The 26,112-nt window shown below is 38.8% G+C and carries 24 protein-coding genes; 15 read left to right on the plus strand and 9 right to left on the minus strand.

Features of this window, described 5'->3' with window-relative positions:
- Positions 1-5: 5 nt before the first annotated feature.
- From CRJ00_RS18845 to CRJ00_RS14520, 3 genes are all read right to left on the minus strand, one after another.
- Complete coding sequence (locus CRJ00_RS18845) at positions 6-980, minus strand: nucleotidyltransferase (RefSeq protein ID WP_099367478.1); 975 nt, start codon at positions 978-980, stop codon at positions 6-8.
- Positions 959-1,249 (minus strand): hypothetical protein, encoded by a 291-nt coding sequence (locus CRJ00_RS14515; protein WP_099367479.1) that lies wholly within the window; start codon positions 1,247-1,249, stop codon positions 959-961. The genes CRJ00_RS18845 and CRJ00_RS14515 overlap by 22 nt, the downstream gene beginning before the upstream one ends.
- A 165-nt stretch (positions 1,250-1,414) precedes the next feature.
- Positions 1,415-1,741, minus strand: a complete 327-nt coding sequence (locus tag CRJ00_RS14520; protein ID WP_099367480.1) for a YegP family protein — start codon at positions 1,739-1,741, stop codon at positions 1,415-1,417.
- Between the two features lie 261 nt (positions 1,742-2,002).
- On the opposite strand from CRJ00_RS14520, the gene CRJ00_RS14525 reads away from it, so the two are divergent.
- The 9 genes from CRJ00_RS14525 to CRJ00_RS14565 all read left to right on the plus strand — a co-directional run bounded on the left by CRJ00_RS14525 (position 2,003) and on the right by CRJ00_RS14565 (position 8,850).
- Entirely contained in the window at positions 2,003-3,067 is a 1,065-nt protein-coding gene (locus CRJ00_RS14525; protein ID WP_099367481.1) for a helix-turn-helix domain-containing protein, read from the plus strand.
- Between the two features lie 103 nt (positions 3,068-3,170).
- The gene (locus CRJ00_RS14530; protein ID WP_257213800.1) at positions 3,171-3,611 is read left to right on the plus strand and encodes a hypothetical protein; all 441 of its coding nucleotides are present in this window, start codon (positions 3,171-3,173) and stop codon (positions 3,609-3,611) included.
- Between the two features lie 555 nt (positions 3,612-4,166).
- Positions 4,167-4,700, plus strand: a complete 534-nt coding sequence (locus CRJ00_RS14535; protein ID WP_099367482.1) for a hypothetical protein — start codon at positions 4,167-4,169, stop codon at positions 4,698-4,700.
- A 60-nt stretch (positions 4,701-4,760) separates the two neighbouring features.
- Positions 4,761-5,015: a DUF6364 family protein gene (locus CRJ00_RS14540; RefSeq protein ID WP_099367483.1), complete on the plus strand. Its 255-nt coding sequence runs from the start codon at positions 4,761-4,763 to the stop codon at positions 5,013-5,015.
- A gap of 59 nt (positions 5,016-5,074) precedes the next feature.
- Positions 5,075-6,181, plus strand: coding sequence for a YARHG domain-containing protein (locus tag CRJ00_RS14545; protein WP_099367484.1), 1,107 nt, complete (start codon positions 5,075-5,077; stop codon positions 6,179-6,181).
- Positions 6,172-6,720 (plus strand): GNAT family N-acetyltransferase, encoded by a 549-nt coding sequence (locus CRJ00_RS14550; protein ID WP_099367561.1) that lies wholly within the window; start codon positions 6,172-6,174, stop codon positions 6,718-6,720. The genes CRJ00_RS14545 and CRJ00_RS14550 overlap by 10 nt, the downstream gene beginning before the upstream one ends.
- 107 nt (positions 6,721-6,827) lie before the next feature.
- Positions 6,828-7,334, plus strand: coding sequence for a YcxB family protein (locus CRJ00_RS14555; RefSeq protein ID WP_144038168.1), 507 nt, complete (start codon positions 6,828-6,830; stop codon positions 7,332-7,334).
- A 12-nt stretch (positions 7,335-7,346) separates the two neighbouring features.
- Entirely contained in the window at positions 7,347-8,204 is an 858-nt protein-coding gene (locus CRJ00_RS14560; protein WP_099367486.1) for a tetratricopeptide repeat protein, read from the plus strand.
- A gap of 34 nt (positions 8,205-8,238) precedes the next feature.
- Positions 8,239-8,850 (plus strand): hypothetical protein, encoded by a 612-nt coding sequence (locus CRJ00_RS14565; RefSeq protein WP_099367487.1) that lies wholly within the window; start codon positions 8,239-8,241, stop codon positions 8,848-8,850.
- A 272-nt stretch (positions 8,851-9,122) separates the two neighbouring features.
- Here CRJ00_RS14565 and bglX read toward each other — a convergent pair whose 3' ends face one another.
- The 3 genes from bglX to CRJ00_RS14580 form a co-directional block, all read right to left on the minus strand.
- On the minus strand, positions 9,123-11,405 hold the full coding sequence (gene bglX / locus CRJ00_RS14570; RefSeq protein WP_099367488.1) for a beta-glucosidase BglX: 2,283 nt from the start codon (positions 11,403-11,405) through the stop codon (positions 9,123-9,125).
- A 32-nt stretch (positions 11,406-11,437) separates the two neighbouring features.
- Positions 11,438-12,808, minus strand: a complete 1,371-nt coding sequence (locus tag CRJ00_RS14575) for a glucoamylase family protein (RefSeq protein WP_099367489.1) — start codon at positions 12,806-12,808, stop codon at positions 11,438-11,440.
- Between the two features lie 414 nt (positions 12,809-13,222).
- Positions 13,223-15,073: a glycoside hydrolase family 2 protein gene (locus tag CRJ00_RS14580; RefSeq protein WP_306473112.1), complete on the minus strand. Its 1,851-nt coding sequence runs from the start codon at positions 15,071-15,073 to the stop codon at positions 13,223-13,225.
- Between the two features lie 225 nt (positions 15,074-15,298).
- On the opposite strand from CRJ00_RS14580, the gene CRJ00_RS14585 reads away from it, so the two are divergent.
- The 5 genes from CRJ00_RS14585 to CRJ00_RS14600 all read left to right on the plus strand — a co-directional run bounded on the left by CRJ00_RS14585 (position 15,299) and on the right by CRJ00_RS14600 (position 21,281).
- Positions 15,299-17,689, plus strand: a complete 2,391-nt coding sequence (locus CRJ00_RS14585; RefSeq protein WP_099367490.1) for a GumC family protein — start codon at positions 15,299-15,301, stop codon at positions 17,687-17,689.
- Between the two features lie 341 nt (positions 17,690-18,030).
- The gene (locus CRJ00_RS18850) at positions 18,031-18,192 is read left to right on the plus strand and encodes a hypothetical protein (protein WP_167554228.1); all 162 of its coding nucleotides are present in this window, start codon (positions 18,031-18,033) and stop codon (positions 18,190-18,192) included.
- Positions 18,193-18,213: 21 nt separating this feature from the next.
- The gene (locus CRJ00_RS14590) at positions 18,214-19,893 is read left to right on the plus strand and encodes a fimbrillin family protein (RefSeq protein WP_099367491.1); all 1,680 of its coding nucleotides are present in this window, start codon (positions 18,214-18,216) and stop codon (positions 19,891-19,893) included.
- A gap of 13 nt (positions 19,894-19,906) precedes the next feature.
- Entirely contained in the window at positions 19,907-20,179 is a 273-nt protein-coding gene (locus CRJ00_RS14595) for a PqqD family protein (RefSeq protein WP_099367492.1), read from the plus strand.
- Positions 20,180-20,210: 31 nt separating this feature from the next.
- Positions 20,211-21,281, plus strand: a complete 1,071-nt coding sequence (locus tag CRJ00_RS14600) for a nucleotidyltransferase domain-containing protein (RefSeq protein WP_180268500.1) — start codon at positions 20,211-20,213, stop codon at positions 21,279-21,281.
- Between the two features lie 4 nt (positions 21,282-21,285).
- On the opposite strand, the gene CRJ00_RS14605 is transcribed toward CRJ00_RS14600, so the two are convergent.
- From CRJ00_RS14605 to CRJ00_RS14615, 3 genes are all read right to left on the minus strand, one after another.
- Positions 21,286-22,263 carry a DUF3829 domain-containing protein gene (locus CRJ00_RS14605; protein ID WP_099367494.1) on the minus strand — a complete coding sequence of 326 codons (978 nt, stop codon included), beginning with the start codon at positions 22,261-22,263 and terminating at the stop codon, positions 21,286-21,288.
- A gap of 68 nt (positions 22,264-22,331) precedes the next feature.
- The gene (locus tag CRJ00_RS14610) at positions 22,332-24,146 is read right to left on the minus strand and encodes a M60 family metallopeptidase (RefSeq protein ID WP_099367563.1); all 1,815 of its coding nucleotides are present in this window, start codon (positions 24,144-24,146) and stop codon (positions 22,332-22,334) included.
- Between the two features lie 121 nt (positions 24,147-24,267).
- Positions 24,268-24,627 carry a DUF2200 domain-containing protein gene (locus CRJ00_RS14615; RefSeq protein ID WP_099367495.1) on the minus strand — a complete coding sequence of 120 codons (360 nt, stop codon included), beginning with the start codon at positions 24,625-24,627 and terminating at the stop codon, positions 24,268-24,270.
- 106 nt (positions 24,628-24,733) lie between these two features.
- On the opposite strand from CRJ00_RS14615, the gene CRJ00_RS14620 reads away from it, so the two are divergent.
- Positions 24,734-26,110 (plus strand): DUF1800 domain-containing protein, encoded by a 1,377-nt coding sequence (locus CRJ00_RS14620; protein WP_099367496.1) that lies wholly within the window; start codon positions 24,734-24,736, stop codon positions 26,108-26,110.
- Positions 26,111-26,112 lie beyond the last annotated feature (2 nt).

A 26,112-nucleotide genomic window follows, 5' to 3' on the forward strand; every position in this document is an offset into this window, starting at 1 on the left:
TATAATTATCCAAAATTTAGTTTCGGTGGAGGAATTGGCATACCACTGTTCTTTCTGTATTGATTATTGTTGGTATCTTCTTTTTTAAACTTAGGATTTTCAGGAAAATACGTTTTCAGGTTCTCATCATTATCCTCAATTCTTTTAAGCATATTTTTCATATCATCCGACAATTGTTGTTTTTCAGTTGAAGTCAAAGTATCAGCTAGATCGTTCGAACTATTGCCAGGGTCTTTTAGTGTAAATTTTTCTTTGGTTACATTGTCCCTAATATATTCTAAGACAGTTTCGAGTTTATCCCAAATACTTCCGTTAATACTTTTAGAATCAAATGCTTTAATAGTAATGAGTTCCAAGAAGAAAGATTTGGTAGGATAATTATACTTGGTGTTTTTCCAAACTTTTAAAAGACGTATAATTTTTCTTATCGAATCTTTTTCAGCCGTAGCTCTGTCTTTAATATTATTGATTTGAGCTTTAACATTGGTTTTAATTCGTTCACTGCCTGCATCAATATTTCCGTATTTGTAATACACATACAAGTTCAAATTTTCATCTTCCTTGTATTGGTCTTGAGAAAGCTCACGACCAGGAACAACATCAATTTTAATTACGTCTCCATCACTGTCAGCGTAAAAATCCAAACCAATTGAAACTTTTTGTTTTTTAACCTCTGCAACATCTTTGTATTTCCCGTAAAGAAAATCATAGACGTCTTCATACATTTCTTTTAATGTTCCGTTCGAGCCAAAAGCATTACGTTTGAATGGTGATACCAAATCAAAATCAAATTTTGTATTGATAGCGGTGTTCTTAGCATACGAACCCGAGTTGAACGGAGAATAGATATTGCTTCCGTAGTTTTCTTCCAAGGATTCTTTAACTTCATTTTTCTTTTTAACGTATTTGTCAAAAAGTGTTTCTTCTTTAGTTATCTGATGTGTCGAAATAACTGAATCTAAATGTTTGTTTTTATCCATTTTATTAATTTTAATTTACTAAATTCGATACCAATTACTGCTAATAATAATGTTGCGATTAATCCATTTCCCACTTGCTTGCTAAACGGTTTATTATATTGAACTGCATTGGCATAATGCTCACAGTTGAAATTGACCAAATCACATTGCATTCCAATTAGTGAAATTGCACGATTTACAGCTAATCGACGTTGAAAATTATTGCCAGTAAAAGGTTCAATTCTTGTTAAATGATAACCATCTCTGAATAAGTAGTTTTCATTTGTCACTTGAACTCCCTTTCCAATAAAATTTTCGATGTATTGTCTGTTTCCGTAAGCATCATTACTTATGTAAATAGCGTGATGTTAAACAAAGCCTATATTGCTTTTAGGTAGAACCAGCCTGTCTCCAGGCTGTAGGTTCTTTAAATTGTAGATTTTCGTCATAAGCATTTATGTTAAATCTTCAATTGTTGCAGTAGGAGCGTTACGCTTTACGCTATCAATACCGTTATCTCTAGCTGAGGAAGAGGAGTACATTTCACTCGTACCTAAAACCTGATAATTATTAGCTACTTGATTAAAGTAGGGTTGACCTGCAGTCGAAGTTTTCTTATCGAAATTTTTGTCAGCTATACAAACTTTACTGCTTGCCACGCCATCAAGACAACCTAGTTTACTTACATAAGTTTCACTTGTTATAAGTGTTTCTCCATTTGTCGCTTTCAATGTCCAGCGAAATTGACCATTACTGGTTCTTTTAATTTGGTACTTGCCCATTTTTATAATATTTAAAAAGTTATAAATGCACCTATTTGCACTTAAATGTAAAGTTACAAAATGTATTCCAAAAAACAAATTTGTCAACCAATTATGTAAACCGGTTAGTTTTCATACTATTCGTGACATAATGTCTTTTTTTAGAGTGTTAAGGTGTTATAAATTTTTGTCACAGTTACAAGTTAGTGTTACAAAATGTCAGTAATAAGTTGCGTTTGTCAACTATAATAACTACCTTTGCAGTACATAATAATTTATACAATGGAAACAAAAGCAATATTTGCGGAAAGATTTAAGTCAGCCCGTCTTATGAATGGTTTCTCATTGCAGGATTTGGCTGATGCTTTAGGCGGAACTTTATCTCGTCAGGCGTTGCATCGTTACGAAAAAGGAGAAGTCATTCCTGATGCAGAAAAAATAAATATGCTTAGCAAAGCACTTAATATCAGTCCTGATTATTTTTTCAGAACTACTAAAGTTGAGTTTAGTGATATTGAATACAGAAAGCTTAGCCGAATGCCACAAAAGGATGTAGCAATTATCAATGAAACTACTAAAGAATATCTTTCACGCTATTTAGAGTTAGAAGAAATTATTGGGCTCCCACATAGTTTTGATAATCCACTAAAAGACTTTGGGGAAATTACTTCTTACGAAGAAGTCAATAAAGCTGCAAAACTTTTAAGAGAGAAATGGTCTTTAGGTACTGGTCCTATATTCAACATCGTTGAACTTTTAGAAGATAAGAATATAAAAGTAGTAAAGCTGAATGTCGATGAGGATTTTGACGGTTTACAAACTTTTGTAAATGGTTATATCCCGGTTGTAGCTTACAATGAAAGAAAAGCCAATAAGCCAGATAGAATACGTTTTACATTGCTTCACGAGTTGGCTCATTTGCTTTTAGTATTGGGTGATGTGACTGATAAACAAAAAGAAACTTTATGTCATCAGTTTGCAGGTGCAATGCTACTTCCTGAAGAAACCATTATAGCAGAATTAGGAAAACATCGTACTAAGCTTTCAACTTTAGAATTGGGTAATATTAAAAAACAGTACGGCATCTCAATGCAAGCAATTGTAATGAGAGCAAAAGTTTGTGGGATTATTAATGAAAATTATACTAAACAATTCTTCTTCTTAATTAGACAACAAAATTGGAAAGTTGACGAACCTGTAGAATATCAAGGGATTGAAGAGAGTAATCGCTTTGAACAATTATTATTTAGAGCTTTGATTGAAGATCAGATTTCAATGTCAAAAGCAGCTTCATTATCTAATCAATCTTTGGCTGAATTTAAAAAACAACATCAACCGATGTTTTAATTATTATTCTCCAAATGTCAAATACCTCACCGAAGAATGAAATTAAAAATAGCTATTACGGATGCTTGTATTTTTATAGATCTTTATGATTTAGGTCTTGTTAATGCATTTTTTTCAACTTGAAATTGACATACATACTACGACTTCAGTTTATTTTGAATTATATTCTGAACAACAACAAATTTTAAAAGCCTATCAATCCGTTGATAGGCTTATTGTCCATAATCTCAAAGAAGAAGATTTTCTTCAAATCCAATCAGAACCCTATCCGAAATCTTTATCAGAAACAGATAAATCCGTTTTACACGTTGCCAATATGCTAAATGCCTGTGTATTGAGTAGCGATAAGACCGTAAGGAATTGTGCTAAAAATAAGGACATTGAATATCACGGTATGATTTGGATATTTGATAAGCTTGTAGAAGCAAATGTTCTCCCAAAGAAACAAGCTGCTTTAAAACTTGAACAACTCGTAGCAACTAATTTTATTTTTCAGAATAATAAGCCCTTAGTCGCAGAGATTGAAAAGAGATTAAAAATTTAGGTTTAATTTTTTTTTCATTAATTATACTTTCAGATTCTCAAAATCGTTAAAAATAGGTATTAAGTGTTCGATAGGATTCCCTCCTAGCCCGCAGGAGAAGCTTCAATCGAAAGATTGGAGTTTTTTTGCGTTGTGAGGGTTCAGGTCATGCGCAGGCGGGGTTCGATTCTGGAAGGCTTAACAATAATTATCCATTTTCTCGCCATGGTTTCCATGCTACCCATTCAAAATATGTTTGAATTCAGGTTAGAATCGTGCTTTAAGTATGTTTAAAGTAGGGTTAAAGTACTGAAAGAGTATATGAAGCATACATTTTGCATACTTTTAGTATACTTTCACTATGGTTTTGCCTCGTAGCCAACTTTTAGCAATCTGTCTTTATGAATGATGTTTAATATTTCATATAAGTACATTCGTCATTAGAAAAGCCGTTATAGATAGAAAGTTATGAAAAATTTGTGGTAAATTTAATAGATGTCAAATCCATTAAAATTTATAAGGTTAATTTTTATATTCCTGATATTGTTCGTGACAATTTCAGGGTGCAAGAGTATAATGTATAAGGCAGCTGGTATTGAGGCTATTAAAGAATTCGATAACACTAAAGTTGAACAGGTCGAGAAGAATTTTAAAAAATTAAATCCAAATATTATCACGAAAACAATTTCAAAGGAACAATTTCTTACCTATGTGGAAGGCTTTGGTGAATTTTATAAAAATGATTTGAAACAACCCCTTCAAATTCATTATTATACGAATGACACGCTGGTTTCATTCCATGCAAATTGTTATGCAAAAGGTTCTTTTGGAGGATCTTTAGATTGGAATTATGATGGGAAGTTCGATGAATTTATTCCTAAAACTTCAGCTCAAATAAAAGGTAATAAAGGTTTGAATTTCATTTTTAATGAATTTAGCTTACCTCAACCCAAAACAAAGAATACCATTATCTTTTTTTGGTCGAATTTAATGCCTAAACAAAGTTTGGAAACTTATAAATTGATAGTCGAAAATTCAAAGATTTCAACAGGAAAATCTACGCTGATTACAATTAATACCGATCAATTTTTTGCTGGGGAGAAAATATGATGACCTCAAACTTTATTGACCGAATAATTTATCTATGTTTATTTATCCAAATTGGAGATAATGGATTCTATATTAACACTAAAATTAAATAAAAACGTAATTGAGCGAGCGAAAAAATATGCTTCAACAAATAAAGTAAGTTTATCTAAGTTAATTGAAAATTATCTTGATTCATTAACGCGTGAACAAAATGATGACTTTGAGATTTCATCATTTGTAAAAAGTATTTCAACTGGAAAAAGTATTTCAAATGATACGGATTACAAAAAAATAAGAGATGATTACACAGAATATTTAGATAAAAAGTATCAATAAAATGCAAAAGATATTATTGTACACTAATATTGTTTATTTCTACCATCCTTATAATGATTATGAGAAAATTTCTATTATTTATTTTAATCCTTTTATGTCAAAATACTATCTACGCGAATGATGGTGCTTATTTTGCCTCTGGAAATCAGTTGATTCCAATTCAGGAAACTGATATATCCGTTCAAAAGGAAATCCTTAACATCAAAAAGATCAATAATCAATTTATTGAAGTATCGGTGTATTACGAGTTTTTTAATCCCGGTGCAGATAAAGAAATCATTGTTGGTTTTGAAGCCATGTCTCCGCAAGGTGATGTTGATGGAGCTCCTAAAAAAGGACTTCATCCATACATGCATGATTTTACGGTAACTATGAATGGGAATAACCTGAAATATCAAGTCTCCTATGTGGCGGATTCACTCTATAATCAACAGGGGAAAATCAAAAGCATCGATCTGAAGACTTTTGGGGGTAATATTTCCGGAAATTATGTGGACTTCTTTTATGTCTATCATTTTAAGGCGAAATTTAAAAAGGGAAAGAATATCGTAAAGCATACCTATAAATTTGATGTATCGGGTAGTGTTGATTACCGCTATGATTTTGAATATGTATTAACAGCGGCTAATCGTTGGGCAAATAAACAAATAGATGATTTTACCTTGAATGTAGATATGGGTGATTTCGAGGAGTTTGATATTCAAAAAACCTTTTTTACGAATAAAGAAGACTGGAAAATCAATGGAATTGGTAAAAAGAAGGATGTAAAAGGCTCTCCAAATGGCATTAAAGATAAGGATGCAGTTACATTTTATGTGCAGGATGGCTCATTGACCTTTCATAAAAAGAATTTTAAGCCAAAAGGTGAACTGTTCATTTATAGTCTAAACACCTATTTGCAATCCATGAATAATAAGGAAATCGATTTTTATTTGCCATTTTCCATTCATCAACAAGAGAAATTGGCAATTGATGAGCCTATTTCTTCGCTTCAACGGAAGATCTTTCGGAATTTGCCTTTTGCAAGGAGGGGATTTGTTTTTCAAGACAAGGATCTCAAAAGTTATTATGAACGAATACCTTGGTATATGCCAAATCCGGCCTATGTGGCAGATAGTAAAAAGGTTTCCCAAGTAGAGCAAAAATGGATTTCGAAATGGAAATAAAGCAAGAAAGTCCGCAGGATTTTGATCAGGTATTTCATCTAATAAAGGATGCTTTTGAAAAGGAGGTCTATACAGACCATCAAGAGCAATTTTTGGTCGAAAGATTAAGGAAATCTAAAGCCTTTGTGCCAGAGCTATCTCTTGTGGCAGAACAGAACGGTAAAATTGTAGGCTATATCTTGCTCACAAAAATAAAACTCGTTCCTAAAGATGGGGCAGTGATTATTCCTGAAAATGTGGATCAGTTTCTGGCTCTTGCGCCTGTAGCTGTACATCCGGAATACCAAAACCAAGGAATTGGCGCAGCATTGATCGAAGCGGCCCATAGAAAGGCGAAAAGTCTGAACTTTAAGGCCGTCATACTTTTAGGCCATGCTGATTATTATCCCCGATTTGGTTATCAATTATGTAAAGATTTTGGCATTGAATTACCATTTGATGTACCTGAAGAAAACTGCATGGCATTGGAGCTTTTTCCTGGAGCATTAGCAGCGTTTTCAAGAACTGTAGTCCAATATCCAGCAGAGTTTTTCGACTAATCTGCCATTATAAACCAATAAAACCTGTACTTTTAAGGTAAATAGAAAAACAGCATGCTAGATAAGCCGATATGAAATAAGAATTTACCCTTAGTGAAGCGGACTACGTGGACTTTAATCTATACGTGGCATCCAAAACAGAAAGTATTAGAAAAAGGAGACAGTTAACGAAATGGATAATTCCTGTAATCTATCTATTAATCGGTGCTTACTTTTTATATAAAGGCTATCAATTAGGAGCTTATATCTTTCTTGCTATAGCAGTGATGTGGGTTTTTAGTTATCCTGGCTATGAAGCTAAAAAGTATATCAAGCATTTTAAAAAGCATATCCAACTTAACCTGAGTAAAAGTTTAGATAAGATGGTTACCATGGAATTTCTGGATGATCATATTTTTTCAATTGATGGTATGAAGGAGACTAAGGTTAGGTATGAGGAACTAACGGAGATTATTGAAACCGGAAAGGCGTTATATCTGATGATCGATGTAGGCCATGGATTTATCATTCCTAAATCGAAGGTAGATTCTCAATCGGTAGGCGACTATTTCTATAAATTATCCGAAGATCTTCAGATTGCTTATATCGAAGATTTGAACTGGTCTTGGAAATAAAATATTGTCTGGATGAAAACCTTTTTATTAATCATTTCGTTTGTTTTTGCTGCATTTTTTGGAAATGCTCAAGTGTTGTCCATTGATCAAAAGTTTTACGATGCATTGGATAAGTGGGTGGTATTTGAAGGCACTGGGAATCCTAAAAGGCATTTGATTGGATTTGTTTACTTAGATGAGCTTTCTGGGATTTCTTTTCGGCATCATGCAACAGTTCTAGATAAGGAGGAAGGCTTGGTTTTATTGGATCCGATTACGGATGCTATTATGGCATCAAGACTGGATTCAAGGACTGTAGATGTCGCTATATTATCTGATAAGCAGGTGCAGGAGCTGAAGCTGCCCAAAGAACCAAATTGGTTGTCTGTTTATAAAGTCAACGAAAAAACAGATAAATATCAGGTAGCCAAAGGAAGGGCATACAATGCGGCCGGCGTAAGTGATTTGGCATTGCCGATCCTGTTGAAAGTTTATGAGAAGGATCCCCATCTTGAAGGCCTTGAATTTGAGCTGGCCTATGCCTATAACCATATCGGAAGTTTTTACAAAGCGGTGGTGGTTTTGAATAAGGCTATCGAAAATGATCCAGATAACTTTTGGTTTTATAGGGAGTTAGGGTTTTCATTTAAACACTTGAACAACCTAAAAGAGGCAGAACGGATTTATTTAAAAGGCATTGATCTTTCAAATGATAACTATCAAAAAGCTGAAATGGCGATCAATATGGTGCAGAGTTTTTTCCACGTAAAGGATCGGAAGAAGTTTGACGAATGGGTGTCTATCCTTAAGAAGTATGCGGATGAAGATTCTCAATTTCTGGATTATATTCCGGTATTTGAGGAACGTTGGGATATGCAAAGAGAAAAATAATTGGTAAATTTAGATATTCAAAAATGATATATCTATGGAATTGATTAAACCTTTTACAAGTGCCAGCCAAGCAATTGATCTGTTGGATAATGGCGGTAAGTTCTACAATATTTTTACCAGTGCGGATGATGATATTATTTCTCCTTCGGAAGTGGGGAAATTAGCCGGTGTAGTGTTTGAAAAGCAGAAAGCGGTGCTGTATCTGCAATTGGCGCTATCTAAATTATCATCACGGGAGCAATTGGAAGTGGAAGGAAGGTTTGATGATACGCTTTCAGAAAACTATGCCAAGTACCAAGCGGAGACCTTGCATTCAGTGCGGAACCTGAACGATAATAAGATTTCTACGAATGTGATTATTAGGGGGACAGTAAGGAAAATTGAGGAAGCAGGGTATGTGACTGGTTTTATTCAGATTCCGGTGGTGGATACTTTTACGTTGATCCCGATTTCGGAGACTTATACGGTTTATGAATTGATGGAAGATGGGAATGGTACAGGTGTTTTATTGGCGCATGAGAAATCGGAGATGGAATTGCCGGAAGGAGTTTTGACTGTTGCTGGGGTGGTGAAGGAGTTTCAGTTGGAAGAATCGGAGGGAAGTAGTACGCAGAAATTTGTTGAGGTAAGTTATTTCGCGGAGTAGATTTATCGTCATTGCGAGGTACGAAGCAATCTTTTTCTACGTCATTGCGAGGTGCTATACGTCATTGCGAGGAACGAAGCAATCTTTAAACTTGTCATCCTGAACATTCCCTTTGTCATCCTGAGCGTAGTCGAAGGATCTGTACGGTTGTATACGAACAGATGGTTCGACTGCGCTCACCATGACATGGCTAAAGATTGCTTCGTCGTGCCTCCTCGCAATGACGGGGAAAGAAGATTGCTTCGTCGTGCCTCCTCGCAATGACGCTGTTATCAATCCATCAACTCAAAATCTGCTTCCTGTACATCCCTAACATTACCACCAACAAAAACCTTAAATGCTCCAGGCTCAGAAACAAACTCCAAATTTTGATTATAAAATTTCAAATCCTCTTCCTTAATCACAAACTCAATCTTTTTCTTCTCACCCTTCTTCAAGAAAACCTTCTGGAAATTCTTCAATTCCTTAACTGGTCTTGTCACAGCTCCAACCATATCCCTAACATACAATTGCACCACTTCCTCCCCATCAAAATTCCCCGAATTACTTAATTCTACAGACACCCTAATCTCCTCACCCTTAGTAAACTTATCCTTATCCAATTGAAGTTTTCCATAATCAAATTTACTATAACTCAATCCATACCCAAAAGGATATAAAGGATCATTGGCCACATCCAAATAATTACTTCTGAACTTCTGGAACCATTGCCCTTCTCCCAAAGGTCTACCCGTATTCTTTTGACTATAATAAATCGGTAACTGACCAACATTCCTCGGAAAAGTTGCCGGTAATTTCCCCGAAGGATTCACATCTCCAAACAAAACATCCGCCACAGCCTTACCAGTCTCTGTTCCTCCAAACCAAACATTCAATATCGCTGGAACATGTTCATCCTCCCATGTTAAAGTCAATGGTCTACCTGCAAACAATACCAAAACAACAGGTTTCCCGGTTTTCAATAAAGCTTCCAATAATTTCCTCTGCGAATCAGGGATATTCAAATCCGTCCTGCTAGAGCTTTCACCACTCATCTCCGAACTTTCTCCCAATGCAGCAACAATGACATCTGCCCCCTTACTTACTTCCAAAGCTTCCTGGATAACAGTTTCCGCTGGCCGTTCATCTCGAGGGATCGTTCTTCCAAACATCGTCGATCGTTCCTGTAATTTAGCATCTGAAGTAAGATTGGCGCCAAGATGACTTACAATCTTAACCTTATTGCCTAATGCGGCCTTCATTCCATCAACCAAGGAAAGCGTTTTTTGCAGATCCGCACTTACACTCCAAGTCCCTGGCATATTCGCACCAGTATTGGCCAATGGACCTATAACAGCCACCGTTCCCTGTTTTTTAAGCGGTAAGACCTGCCCTTCATTTTTCAATAGAACAAAGGATTTTCCGGCAGCCTCACGCGCCAAGCGGAGATGTTCTGCTTTTCCGATCTCTTTCTTTGCCCTGCCTTCATTACAATATCGGAATGGGTCATCAAATAATCCCAACCGATATTTGGCTTCCAACACATAGCGGCAGGCCCGATCGATTTCAGTAAGGGAAACTTTTCCTTCATCCAATGATTTTTTCAAGGTGGTCAGAAAACCCTCACCAACCATATCCATATCCACCCCGGCATTAAGGGATAGGGCAGAAACCTGTTGAAGATCCCCCAATCCATGCTCAATAAGCTCATTTACGGCCGTATAATCGGTAACCACCAGACCATCGAATTTCCAATCCTTCCGCAAAAGATCAGTCAATAACCATTTGTTTGCGGTAGCTGGCACACCATTGATGTCGTTAAAGGAAGTCATGACAGACAGGGCACCCGCATCTAAGGCTGCCTTATAAGGCGGGAGATATTCGTTGTACATGCGATGTAGGCTCATATCGGTGGTATGGTAATCTCTTCCAGCTTCGGCTGCCCCATATAGTGCAAAATGCTTTACACAGGCCATGAGCGTATTGTATTTACCCAAATCATCACCTTGATAACCAATAACCATTTCCCGTGCGATCCTGGAGCTTAGGTAGGTATCTTCACCGCTACCCTCCGAAATCCTACCCCAACGGGCATCCCTCGAAATATCGACCATGGGCGAGAATGTCCAATTTATCCCATCCGCTGCTGCTTCGACAGCCGCTACGCGCGCAGTCTGTTGGATTAAGGGCATATCCCATGTGGCGGCCAATCCCAAAGGGATCGGAAATACCGTTTTATAGCCGTGAATAACATCCATCCCGAAGATAATAGGGATTTTTAAGCGGGAATGCTTGATAGCTAACTCCTGCGCCTTACGGATCTTTTCCGGGCTGGACATGCTAAAGATCCCGCCAATTTTTCCAGCTTTGATATTGTTCTCTACATTGCTGGAAACCACCGATCCGGTAGTCGCCTCACCACCGGTAACCAGATTGAGCTGCCCGATTTTCTCCTCCACGGTCATTTTCCCCATCAATTCGTTGATAAAGGCATCCATTTTCGATTTTTCCTGTCCGAAAAGATTTAAAGTACTAAAAATCAATACGGCAAGACTTGTTGATTTCAATATGTTCATGGGTCAAGCTATTAATTGAACGCTATGTGAAGCTATTTTATGTTCGGGCTTTTGAAGCCTAATTTTTTTAATCCTTTTTGAATTTCTGGCGCCTGCATGAATAGGTCCCAGATCAATCCTGTCCTGTAATTTTCGATCATGACTACGATTGGTCCTTGGTCAATGGCCAAATAGCGTTGTGGATACCAGTTTTCTGTTTCGCTATAGGCATCATAAAAGCCATATTTCCCCCAGACCTTATTGCCAAGCTGATCGAATAGGTATTTGGCGAAGGCAATTGATTCTTTAGGAGCATAAGGCATGGACGATAGGGCTGCTGTTGGGCTGATCACCGATTTATCATTATCGGGATGATGGGCATCATAACCTGCAATCGAATAGCTTGCGGTCCATCCCCAGCCTTTGTCCGCACCATAACCTTTATAACCTTTCGGATTGGCCTCACTATACGCAATATTGATCTTAGTATGGTTCTTCACCACATCGCCGTAGTTCACATAGGCATCTTGAAGATCGCTAGGGTTTAGTCCCATAAAGGAATAATGTGCCCAAAATAGAGGCCCCACTTCTCCAGGCTTAGCATTATGCTTGATGCTGATAGGGATGTCAAATTTCTTAAGGTCACTTTTAATCGCCCCATTCCTAGCCCAACCTTGGTTATAAACAGCAGTATCAATAGGGTGTGTAGGTGAGGAGGCTGCAAGAATATAGGTGATCAAACATTCATCGTATCCCTGTACAGCATGGTTCATCCCAAATTCATGGGTTTTGCTCCAATGCCAATAGATTACATGCTGACCATTGGTATAATGTTTCCAGTTGATTTCCTTCCATAGGGCATCAGCCTTTTTGGCGATGGATTTTTGTAGATCATTTCCATTTTTGAAATATTCCCGAACCACGATAAGGGCTTGGGTCAAAAAAGCGGTCTCTACAATATCTCCACCATTATCTTTTTCACTAAATGCTTTGACCTTACCTGTGTCACCATGGTACCAGTGTGACCATGCGCCATGAAAACGCTCGATCTTTCCTAGGAAATCCATGATTTTATCCAGTCTTTGGGTTCCTTCTTCTTTATTGATGAATCCACGTTCCATGCCTACTACCAATCCCATGATGCCGAATCCGCTTCCACCGATGGTCACAACCTGTTGGTCGTTCTGTGGATAGACGCCATCGATATGGATTCGTTCTCTGGCCAATCCGGAATTCGGTTCTGCACCTTCCCAAAAATATTGCAGGGTCTGTGATTGTATTTTGTTGAGTAGGCTGTCTTCTTTTGGAATCGATTGGGTTGTGGTATCTGCTGATGCAACAGGTTTTTCCTGAACTTGGTTGTGGCAGGAAAAACTACCCAAACCCGAAAATAGTAATGCTATAGTTAGTATGCGATTCTTCATGGCGAAAGATTTGGAACTAAAAATGGTTATCTGATTTAATACAAAGATGTGATGTAAGGGTTTTGTTTTAAAATTTTATGTTTATACATCACTACTACAGATTTATTTGGGGATGTTTTTGAGGTGATGGGAGGAGGTATGTTGTTGGTAGTTAGGTGGATGTATTGGTGTTTGAGGCTTGTGAATTTTGGTTATGGTGTAGATGTTACACAATGGCTGTGCTGAGGTAATGATGTAGTGTTTTGGGGTGGGAAAGCAATGCGGAGACTGTATTTGTAGTTGATGATTTGGTTTTTTCAATGTCATGCTGAGCGTAGTCGAAGCATCTGTTCGTAAACAACCGTACAGATGCTTCGACTTCGCTCAGCATGACATTATTGTTAACATTATAATTCCATTAATAAATCAACCTGCTTATTTCACCAATTCCTTACTATAAAGTTTTTGATGAATACCATTCAATTCTGTTACAGGGATCTTGATCACTTTCCTATCATAGGTCATCAAACCATTTGTTTCAATTTCCACATCAGTGGTCTGCGTATATACCGCTGCGGACAATCCCAATGGTATCAACCTGGTTAAATGATCTACCAATCCACTGTATCGCTTCTTAAGTTCATCTGCATTCTTAAAAGATTGGTATCCCCAGTTATCTTTCTGTTGCCAGGTATGGTTTTCAACCGGAAGGCCCAATCCTCCGAATTCTCCTAATGCCAAAATATATTTATCGCCGAACAATTCTGGGCTAGGCATGGCCGCATCCGGGTAATTATGGATATCCAAAATATGGCCAGGTGCATTGAAGTTACCGCCCGATGCCCCATTCACCAATCTTGATGGATCGTTCTGTATCGTCCAATCCACAATCTCCTTGGTCTTGAACTGTCCCCAAGCCTCATTGAAAGGAACCCAGATCACGATACTTGGGTAATTATGCAATTGCGCCATGATACTTTTCCATTCCTTTCTATAAATTGCTTCCGATTCAGGCGATCTATCTTTATCGTGTTTTGCACTACTGATCTTTCCGGGCTGCATATCCCAAACATTACCGCCGAGGTCACCGCTTGGCATATCCTGCCAAACCATAATGCCCAGGCTGTCGCAGTGTCTGTACCAACGCGCCGGTTCCACTTTGATATGCTTCCGGATCATGTTGAAACCCATTTCCTTGGTTTTAACGATATCGAATTTCAACGCCTCATCAGATGGAGGGGTATGTAGGCCATCAGGCCACCATCCTTGGTCCAAAGGACCATAATGGAAGATGAACTCATCATTTAAGTACATACGCTCAATTCCTTGAGCATCTTTCTTTTTGCTGATCTTTCTCATTGCAAAGTAGCTCTTTGCCTCATCTATCACTTTACCCTTTCGAAGCACTTTAATCTGTAGGTCATAAAGGTGAGGCCTAGATGGGCTCCATAGTTTCAGGTCATTCAATTTCAATTGATGCAGATCTGCTTGACTACCCTTTACCTCCGCTACTTTTTGACCGCCATCAAAAGCTTCAATTAGAATTTCGTCTGTAGCCTGGGCGCCTTCGATTGCAGCCTGAATGGCTAACGATTTTTGGTCTACATCAGGAGTCTGTTTGGTAGATGCAATGTAGGTTTGAGGAACACTTTCCAACCACACTGTTTGCCAGATGCCTGAAACAGGCGTGTACCATATCCCATGTGGATTGATGATCTGTTTCCCTCTAGGTTGAGGGCCTTCACTGGTTGGATCCCATACACGGATCGTTAAATCCTGTTTGCCCGATTTTTTGATTGCCTTACTGATGTCAAAGGAAAAGGCATCAAATCCACCTTCATGGCTTCCGACATGTTGGCCATTCAAATACACGTCACATTGCCAATCCACCGCGCCAAAATGCAGGAGCACCTTGCCCTTGTTCACTTTCTTGTCGATAGTGATCTGGTTGTGGTACCATATCGCATCATCCTTACTTACTCTTTTTCCGACCCCTGAAAGCGCAGACTCTATGGCAAAAGGCACCAAGATATCTCCATCCCAAGAAGTTGGGGCGGTTTTTTGATCTTTTGGACTAACCTTGTATTTCCAAAGTCCATTGAGGTTCTGCCAATTGTTCTGACGAACCAATTGTGGTCTGGGGTACTCTCGATGTGCATTTTGAGGGGTTACTTGTTCTGCCCAAGGGCTTAGGATCTTGTCGGCTACAGGTTTCCACGTCTGCGCGAATCCTGTAGAAAGCGAAGCGGTTAGCAAACATGCTATGGCAACGGTTCTTTTCATCATGTTGGTCTGTTAAGTTTAAATTGATCTAATCAATAGCGCTAGCTATTCAAATAGGTTTCCCTAAAATACGATTATTATTTAAATATCATGAGGGATTGGGGAGATAAAATAATTTAAATTAAACGACTGTATTATAGCTGTTTAAATTTTTAAAACAAATTTTATAATTATCTTATAAGAAAAAATAAAATTTATAGTTTAAATTTAACTTATAAACCTGCCAATATGAAAACCGAAAAATCAAAGGAATTTGATCATGAAAAACGATTGATGGATATCCGATCCCAGTTGGAAAGGTATGCCCATTATTGGAAGTGGTTTGTGGTATCCATGGGGGTCTGTTTCCTGATCGGCTTCTTATATCTGCGATATTCTGTTAGGATTTACGAGGTCTACGCTAAGATATTATTGCAGGATGAGAAGAAGGCAAGTGGAGAAATGGCTGGACTTGCCGAGTTGGCCAATTTAGCGGGACGAGGTACTTCCTCAGCCGCATTTGTGAATGATCAGATCCAAGTTTTGCAATCCCGAAGGATCATGCGGAAGGTGGTGGATGCCAATGGCTATGAGATCACTTATTTCCAGAAGGGTCTGATCAGGGAAAAGGAGATCCTTGCCCAGGAATCCCCTTTGAAAATGATTCTGTTGGAACCTAATTCACTGCTCTTGGAAAGGAAAGCTTACTCGGTCGAAATTAGGCAGGAGAGTGGGGTATATATACTCACAAATGAAGAAGAAGAGGAAGTGCCCATCAAGTTGGGTAAGGCGATCCCATCTCCGATCGGAAAGATCATGTTCGTTCCGAACCCCAAAATATCTTGGCGAACTCCTGTAAAGATCAATTTTATGCCAAAGGAAATCACGGTGGATATCTTACGAAGTAATATGCAGATTTCTCCAACCAAAGATGTGCTATCCTTTGCGGTCGATTTTGTATTTCGTTATGCATCGAGAGAAAAAGGGATTGAAGTGGTCAATTCCTTGATCCAGCAATATAATCAAGACGCCTTGGCGGATAAAGCCAGGGTGTTTAAATCCACCAGTAATTTCATTAATAATCGATTGTCCATCATATCGGAGAACCTGAAGGCTGCAGATGGCAGATTGGAAGTTTTTAAACAGCAGCATCAGGTGTTGGATTTGGATCTGGAGGGGAGCATCCGGGCGGAGGGAGCTGTGGAGAGCGAAAAGGAACTCATGGATGCCAAGATGCAATTAGAGCTGGTCAATATGATGGATGAACTCCTTCAAAACAGTAATTTGGACCTACTACCGGTCAATATCGGGCTATCGGATCTGGCCATCCAATCGGAAATCAAAACCCATAATGAACTGCTCCTGGAACGAAACGAACTTCAGAAATCAGCGAGTCCCCAGAATCCTGTCCTGCAGAATTTAGAGCAAGCTGTATCCATTTCCCATGCTAATATCACGCGTTCTTTGGCCAATTCCAGGCAGGTATTGACCTCCAAAGTGAATATGCACCAACGCCGACGCATGCAGTTTGAAGGAAAAAAAGCCAGTATGCCATTGAATGAGCGAAAGTACAAGGATATTGTTCGGCAACAAAAGACGATCGAAACCTTGTACCTATTCCTGCTCCAAAAGTTGGAGGAAAATGAGATCAACCTATCGGCAACTCCTTCTACCTTAAAGGTGGTTGATCTCGCTTATGCTACTTGGAGACCGGTTTCCCCGCGTAAAATGTTGGTTATGCCAATTTCCATGGCTATAGGCTTTCTATTGCCATTATCCCTGCTTTACCTTAAGTTTTCTTTGGATATCAAGGTGCAGGGCAAGGCCGATTTACTGAAGATAGGGGATGTGTCGGTCTTAGGCGAAGTGCCCCGATCTCATCAGGACATCAAGGCAGAAAGTGATCGGACCGCGCTTGCAGAAGCTATCAGGATCTTACGCACCAACCTTCGGTTCCTGATGGGCAAGAACGTTAAAGGAGCTTCGGTGTATTTTGTTACTTCCACTATAGCAGGTGAAGGGAAGTCGTTCATTGCCACTAACCTGGCAAAAGTACTTTCCTTTGCTAATAAACGGGTATTATTGATCGGGGCGGATATCCGGTCCCCAAAAATCCTCGCTTATCTCAACCTGACCTACCTTCGGCATACCCAACCAGGCATCAGCAATTTCCTGGTAGACGAAAATTACCAGGTTGAAGACCTTATCATTCCGCAAGCGAAGGGTTTTGGGTTTGACTTAATTTATTCGGGATATATCGCCCCTAATCCAGCAGAATTGCTCATGAATGGACGGTTTGAGGAGATTATCCAATACGGCAGGGACAATTATGATTTTGTCATTGTAGATACGGCTCCGGTGGGATTAGTGACCGATACATTTTTGATTTCTGAACTTGCCGATTTGACCATTTATGTCGTTCGAGCACAATTTTTGGACAAGAGACTTTTAGAGGTTTCCAAAAGCTGTTTTGAAGAAGGGAAACTGAAGAAAATGGCTTTTTTACTGAATGACGTAGATTTTTCTTTAGGCTATGGTTATGGCTACGGATATGGATATGGCGAAGAACCAGTAAAAAAAGGCTGGATGAGGAAATTTAGGTTTTTAATTAATCTAATAAGACAAAAATATCTTAAATAGATAATGATATAGATTATAAAGTAGCTGTATATCTACAAAATATTGCTAAAAAAGCTTAATAGTATAAAAAATTAATGTTAAGACAATATTAAGCTTGTAATAATGAAATATTTGTTTTAACATTGTTCCTATAAATGCTAGACACCCAGAAACAAGCATAAATACCTACGATTATCTACCTGCTGTAAATATTATTTCCAAGAGTACCGCTAAAATTATTTTTGAGTTTCAAGATTACGATAAGGTTCAATTTTTATTGATGGAATGTTCATAAAAGTGTAATTAACTGATAGGTAATTATAAATCCTATTATAACAAAATAACCCAAAACAGACAATATTATGAAAAATGATGAAAGAAAAGATTATATCGTGCCTAGCATGTCTGTTACGCACGTGGAGCTCGAGCAAGGAATTGCTGCCGAATCAGTAACTGCCTCACCCAATCCATCCGTAGGCGATTGGAATGAGGGAACAGGCGGTATGGATGATAACGATTTATAAAACTAGCTAATTACACAAATTATGGAAAAGTTGACAAATCACTTCAATTGGAGAGTAGCTGGTGTTATTTTCCTTGGTACCGCGTATTTTCTTCTAGTAGGATGTTCCAAACAAATGAACGCGGATGATGCCATTCCAAAAAAAACTAAGATTTCGGTACGAGTAGATGGAATCGATGAAAGTATAAAGAACGCCCAAGGCGAAGCGAAGGCTTCGGCATCTTCCAAGGAAGTTAGTGCTAAGGAAGTCGCAGAATTGCATTTCGCCGGTTTCGATGCTTCCCTTTCTGTAGACCACGAATTAGGGACCGCAGGAGGTAGAAAAATGATCAAATCGAGTTCCCGAAAAGGAGCTTCTAAACAGGTAATGGGAGCAGCAATGGATTCCGGGGTAAAATATAGGCTTTACCTCTATAAGGCGGATAATAGCTTCGTCAGTTCAACAGAACTGACATCAGATGTCCCTGCAGAGATCGAAGTGGATCAAGGTGTGGATTATAAATGGTATGCTTTATCCTATAACAATAGTGAATCACCGGTAGATGTCAACCCAGCAACACCTACCGTGACTTCGCTTTCATTACCTGCCAACAAAGATATTCTGTATGATGCAGGTACATTTTCCGTTCCAACAGGACCAACCCCAATCGATGTTCCTGTCAGTATCGTATTTGATCATATGGTATCCAGGATAGGAATCGAATTGAATACCATGGGGATGTTTGCAGACATGGCCTCTGCGGTAGTTTCAGTTACAGGCTTATCGACCTACTCAGGGACATTTGACTTGGCATCGGGTACTTGGGGAACTCTTACAGCTGCAGCCAACGGTATTGATTGGGCAGATTTTGTAGATATTGAACCTCCCTATGCCGATCGGAAAATCGCCTATGTATATACACCAAGTACAGCAGCAATTAATAACCTGACGGTGACCATGACCGATCTTTCTTTAAATATTGACGATAATACTGTACGATCTTTCAGTGCTTTATTAGCCGCTACACCATCGGTGTTTACTTTTAATGTAACCCCGGTAGTAGCCAATGATCACCGGTTATTGGTCAATCTGATCGAATCGCCATTGACTGTGGGAGGAGTGCGTTGGGGTCGTGCAAACCTGTATTATGCAGGTGGACACAATCCTTATCGCTTTCACCATACCTATGCCCATTCTTCTGAAAGAAACACCTTCTTTTCCTTCAAAGGCCTTGTTCCGCAAAGTTTTGGGGTGAATGGTGATCCTTGTGCAGAAGTGTATCCAGCAGGTAAATGGCGCATGCCAACCAATAATGACCTTATGGCATTGACGGGAACACCACCATTATATCTTAACGGACAGGCTAATACCACGGGTGCCACAGGTGGCCTTGGTTATCTCGAATATACCAACGCTACAGGGACCGCAGCGCCTTATCCAAGCAATGATCTCCATTTTAATTATAATGGCGGAAGTCTTTCCGTAGGCTTAGTTGAAGGCTTATTGCAGGTAACCTTTGGTAATCTTGGTATTACCGGCGAATACTGGAGTTCGACCAATGGAGCCAATATATTGGGTTTAGTTGGACTAGGGGGCTACAGTTTGTTGATGACGAATACTTTGGGGGATATCATGGAGGCGGAACTGCTGAATGTAGAAACCCTTGGTGTTGATGTCATCGAATCACCGTTCAAGAACGTAAGATGCGTGCGAGCTAATTAAAAATCATCTACCTATGAAATTTTTAACCCACTTATCTGTCAGAAAGGTTGGCAATGATTACATCATGTTGCAACCTGGATTGGAAATGCTCGATATGGCCCGTGTTTTTACCCTTTCCGAGTCGGCCGCCATGATCATTGAAGAGTTTAAAGGGAGGGATTTTGAAGAACAGGATGCCGTGGACTTTGTTCTGCGGACTTTCGAAGTGGAAGCCCAAAGGGCACAAACGGATGTTCGGCAGATCCTGACGCATTTCTTCCGAGAAGGATTATTTGTTGCACGATGATAAAGCAGGATATCCTATATCAAAATCCGTTGTGGTTTTTTTAGATCTCCTGAAATTTGCCTTATGGGGAAAACCCCTCGCATTGGATAAATTTCAGGAGCTAAAAAACCCAGATTGGGAAAATGTATATAGACTAGCCTACTTTCAGACGCTCGATGGGTTAATTGCTCATGCAGCCCAACAACTTCCTTCTTACTTTATGCCCGAGCAGCCTATGTTATATAAAATGATCCTCCGCGAACAGCAGATCAGGGAAAAAAACGAGAAAATGAATACGATCATTTCCGAATTGGATAGATTGTATAATGAGGAGGGTATTCGGCCAATTCTTCAAAAGGGGCAGGCTGTTGCCCAATATTATCCGGATCCTTTTTTGCGTGTTTGCGGAGATATCGATTGGTATTTTGAACGGGGCTTTCCCTATAATAAGGCCTTCAAGCTCATGGTAGATCTGAAAACGAACATCCATTTCCATGCTGGATATAGCTGTGGATACGACTGGAAAGGTCTTCATGTAGAACATCATCAACGACTGATACAAGCTAGAAATCCATGGAACCTAAAATTCTTGAAAAGGCTTCTGTGTGAAGAAAAAGCACCATTTGAGCCCGTTTTCAGTCAAGGTTTTCAGACTCATATGCCCAATCCATTTTTAAATTCCATCATGCTCAATGTACATATCCTTAGCCATCAAGTGGGCTATGGCATTGGTTTGAGGCAACTATGTGATGTTGCCCGTTTATACCATACCCAATACCAAAAATTGGATGGGGACAGATTGAAATTTGTTTACAAGAAATTGGGGGTATTGGCATGGATGAATAAACTCCATTATACCTTGGTCAAGTATATGGGATTAAAAGAGGAGAATTTACCTTTCCCTTTAGAAAAGAAATCGGTCAACGATTGGATGATCAAGGATATCCTTTTTGCAGGAAATTTTGCTTTCCATGATCCACGTTTTCCGGATATCAATAATCCAATGGGACGAATGAATAGAATACCAAGACTATTCTACAGTTTCAGACGATATCTACCCCTCGCCCCATCAGAAACGGTGGCTTTTCCGATCATCCAAGTGATCTCCAAATTCCACCGGTAAAAAATTAGTTTACAAAATTATTATAGGTGCTCACCACCGTTTGGGCAGCATTGTCCAAATCGGTAAATGCTCCTTCCGAAATCTCGCTTGACGAATTCATTTCACGTTGAATAATGCGCATTTTCCCCAAATAGGTATCCACTGCTTCATTGAATGTATTAAATCTTCGGTTGTTACTTTCGTATTGATCCCCTTTGATCGGGTTTTCCTTATTTTTATTCAATAAAGTCTCCAATTCATTGTACTGTTTTTCAAAGTTGGCTTTGAAAGTCTGGTTACTCACATCATCATAAGTACCCATGGTTATTTCTTTACAGTATTCCATGATTTTTCTAGAAGAAATAATCTGATCCTTAAAAGGATGATCCTTCAATATTTCCGATTCTGCTTTATCCGCTTCAGGACGCAATGCAGTAAAAATTGCTTTTGAGGCCTTTTCATTCTTATCTATCTCTGCTAAACCCTTGGCTCTAAAATGCTCCATTTTTTTTCCACTGTCTTCTTTCCAATCTTCGGCAGATTTATAGTTTTCCATTTCCTTATATAGGCTTTGCAGGGCAGTGAAACTGGTTTGCATGCTGTCTATCCATACTGCATAATCACCTTTTAATGAGCTTGGGGCTTTTAAATCTTTTAATTGGTTGACCATTACAGGTTTTACCAAAATGGGAGGTATAGCTATGGCCTCTGGATTGGCCATCTTTTGTTTGATGAAGTAATCCAGATTATCGACTGCGCGGATGTAATTACGGATAAAACTATTGTGGTTATTTTCCGTTTGAACCATCTTGTTATTGAAATCTATGATTTCTTGCGCCTCATTTTTAGAACCGGAAGAAAATAATCCTCCTGATTCGTTTTCTGTTTCTCCAGACTTGGATTTGTCTCCAGAACCTGAACATCCGACAGTAAGAGAAAGGGCTAAAACGCCTAAAATTAGTGATTGTGCTATTTTCATCCTGATATGAATTGGTGTACTCATATCAGGATAAAAAATATGCCAACCTTGTTTAAAGGCTATTAATACCTATATACAAAGTATCTACAAGCTTAAATTACATCTATTTTCTCCCCATTCCAACCAATTGCCTTTACTTTGGTGGAACCAATTGGAAGATGAACAATGGTGTGTTGGTTATTGGTGAAACCAGCACCACGGAATGCGACTTTGACTAATTTATCGCCCTGATACGTCTCAAATGCAACCGCACCTGGCCAAGCTAGATTATCGATGATCAAACGATCCTTTTCCTTCGAAAATCCTTCGTTAATATTTCCTTTTAATTCTTCTTGATCTTTGAAGATATTTATACTGTTCGCCGTAAGATAATGGATAACAGGACTACTTGGTTTCGGAAACTGGGAAGCATATTTTTCTACTTCCTTTATGTCCGCTTCTGTGATCTTCATTCGCCCAACTGTATAATCGTCTACAATAAGATCGATCGGAGCAAGGATCCCAGATTTTTTAAAAAAATCGGTTAAGTCTAATCCACTCATTTTACAAGCATTCTTGACGAACTGTAATTGATAGTAGCTTTCAGATTCCTGATCTGAAACAGGTTCTTGGATAGCTTTATAAAATATGTCACCATAGAAGTCCTTATTCCCCCATTTCTTACCTGCACCAACCTCATGGAAGTACAATTGTAATTGCCATAGCGGAACCAATTTAACGAAATGATCTCCACCCCAATCTCTTTTTCGCTCTCTATCCCAACGGTCTGGACCCGCTTGGGTTAACCAAGGTTGGTTATGCACAAATGCAGATTCCATATAGGCCGTTATCCTTCCTCCAATTTTAGGCTCATCGTAATCCTTTAGTTTTTCATGTTCCAATTTAGGGGAGTGGGAATTGTATAGATATTGTGTCCAAACGGAATATATGTTATTGGTTACTTCCGTTGTACCAGTCCATTTCATATTTGGTCTTACTTGGTTGACATGGCCAAATTCATGCGCAACTCCCCAAGAATTTTTCCGTAGCCGATTGATGTTCGCTAGATCTTTCATGGTATTATCATGAAAGGCGGCACCCAATCCATCTGCATGCATAAATCCTTTCCAAATTACGCGGCCAAACATATGGTTCTTAGGTTCTTTTTTATATTTTACCAAACCCATGATCTCGTGCTGAATACGGATTATCGAATCATATAGTGCTACTAATCCTTTACCATTTTCTGGGGTCCCTTTTTTTAACGATTCTTTGGAATAGGCAAGGTGTACTTTTTTACCTACTAAATCGATAACCGGACCATAGGCTGAACTCAGCATCTTTTGGTACTTGTTATTATCATCTTTTCGTGCATCAAACACACCGTTTATTTTACCAGAAAGGATATGGATCTTTAATTTTTTAAAGGGTTTTCCTTCATCATAGAAATGTTGGATATATGAATTGCCCTTATCCTTTACTTGGAATTTATTTAATCCAGCTTTTAAAGGATAGGAGTGCATCCTAAAATGTTCATCATCCCAATTGGTGACCAATAAGTTTAGTTTTTGGTTTTCATTTTCTTCAACCCAGACAAGAACTTCTTCATTTGCTGAAAAATAAATTCCGGTAGGATTTTCAAATTGGGAATAAGGGCTGGTTTTTAATTCTTTAGCAAGAATTTTAGGGTCAAAGAAGCTTTCATACGTTTTGAATCTTTCCGCTAATGGGTACTTTCCATTTTTGATCTGGTTTGCAACTTCACGCAAAACCGGATGTTGGATTTCTTGGATCGCTTGTTGATTCGCCTTTCTGGCTAAAGTCGTCAGGTTTTTTTTGTTAAAAAAGGAAAGGTCGTTTTCTGATTGTGCAAAGGTTAGGTTGCTGGCACAGATCAAAAAACTGATTATGGCTAGTTTCTTCATCATTTCATTCATTTATTCCAAGATAATGAATAAAAGACGCTGGAAAACCAGCCTTAATCATTCAATCGTTTGCATAATGGAAATATTACAGAGTAATAGATCCTTTTATCATATTTACAAAAGATTATGACCTTAAAATCTTCTCCATTGAATTTCCTTTGGCCAGCTCGTCTATCAACTTATCCAAATACCTAACCTGTTGAATCAGCTTATCTTCAATTTCTTCAATTCGATCGCCACAGATTACCCCGGTGATTTTTACAGCATTCGGATTCATCTTTGGTGCTTTCCCGCAAAAATCCTCCAAGTTTATTTTCTCATCTATGGCTTTCTGTAAGGTCTTTTCATCATAACCCGTAAGCCAATAGATAATCTCATTAACTTCCGCTTTTGTTCTGTTCTTTTTCTCCGCTTTTTGGATATACATCGGATAAACCCCTGCGAAAGACATTTTATAAACGCGTTCTATATTTTTTGGATGCATAATGTTTAATTCAATAGGTAAAAAATTACCCGACAATTTACAATAAATTCATAAATCACTTGTTATAATTTTTACGTAAATTGGTATATAATTAGAAAACCGCCTTATGAAAGGGGAAACCTTAACCCAAAAATTGCATTTATTATGGCGCGCAGGTTTTGGGCCAGCGCTGGAACAGATTCCGACCATTGATAAAAGCAGTATCAAAGACCTCTACCGCAGCTTAACTAAGCCCCAGAAGTTCCAGCCAGTGAATTTCCAAAAGCCAGAGCAGCCAACGGAAGATGCTTATAACCCTATGGACAATGCGGAGAAGCGGAAACAGGCCCAAAAATTAAACCGTTCCCAGAACCTGGATCTAAATATCGATTTCATGAACCAGATGATCCTTTCCGTGGCCCAACTGAACGAAAAGATGGCTTTTTTCTGGCACGGCCATTTTGCGAGTCGATCTGTTAATCCCAGGTTTAGCAAACAATTGCTGAACAGCATCCGTCGGCATGCCCTAGGTAATTTTAAGGATCTCTTGTTTGCCGTCAGCCAATCGCCTTCCATGTTGAATTTCCTGAACAACCAACAGAATAAAAAAGGCCATCCCAATGAGAACTTTGCAAGGGAGGTAATGGAATTATTCACCATGGGAAGGGGGAATTATACGGAAACAGATGTAAGGGAAGGGGCGAGGGCATTTACGGGCTGGGCATACAATAAGCAAGGAGAATTCATAGAACGGAAGAATCAGCATGATACTGGAGAAAAGACGTTCTTAGGGAAGAAGGGTAATTTTTCTGGAGAGGATGTTCTTCATATTATTTTAGAAAAGGAAGAAACGGCTCGGTTTATAACCGAAAAGATCTATAAGTTCTTCGTGAATGAAAAAGTAGATGAAGCGAGGGTACAAGAATTAAGTTCCATCTTTTATCAAGCTAATTATGATATCCGAAAATTAATGGATAGCATCTTTCTGAGCGATTGGTTCTACGAAGCACAACATATTGGCAACCGTATAAAATCACCCATTGAATTGATGGTAGGCATGATGCGTATTATGCCCATGCAAGTGGCACATCCCGAAAATCTTATAGATTATCAACGCTTATTGGGCCAAATGTTGTTATATCCACCCAATGTGGCCGGATGGCCGAATGGAAAAGCCTGGATCGATAGTTCCACCTTGATGCTCCGGCTTCAGATGCCACAAATCTGGACTGGCTTAAGGCCGATGGTCTACGATGCGCCGCTGGATGACGATCTGGACATGGGGACCAAGAATAAGAACAGCAATTTAAGACAATTCAAGAACCCCCAGATCGAAATCGACTGGAATCAAGTCAATGATACATTCAAAGGCAAGAAATTAGTGGACTATATCCTGCAATCACCAAATAAAAGCGTTCAAAAAGTTGCTACACGTTTTGCAGATGAGGGAATAAAAATGAATATGATCAACTTGATGTCCACACCGGAATATCAGCTGATGTAATC

Source organism: Sphingobacterium sp. 1.A.4 (genome assembly GCF_002734245.1).
In the GTDB taxonomy this organism is placed as follows: domain Bacteria; phylum Bacteroidota; class Bacteroidia; order Sphingobacteriales; family Sphingobacteriaceae; genus Sphingobacterium; species Sphingobacterium tenebrionis.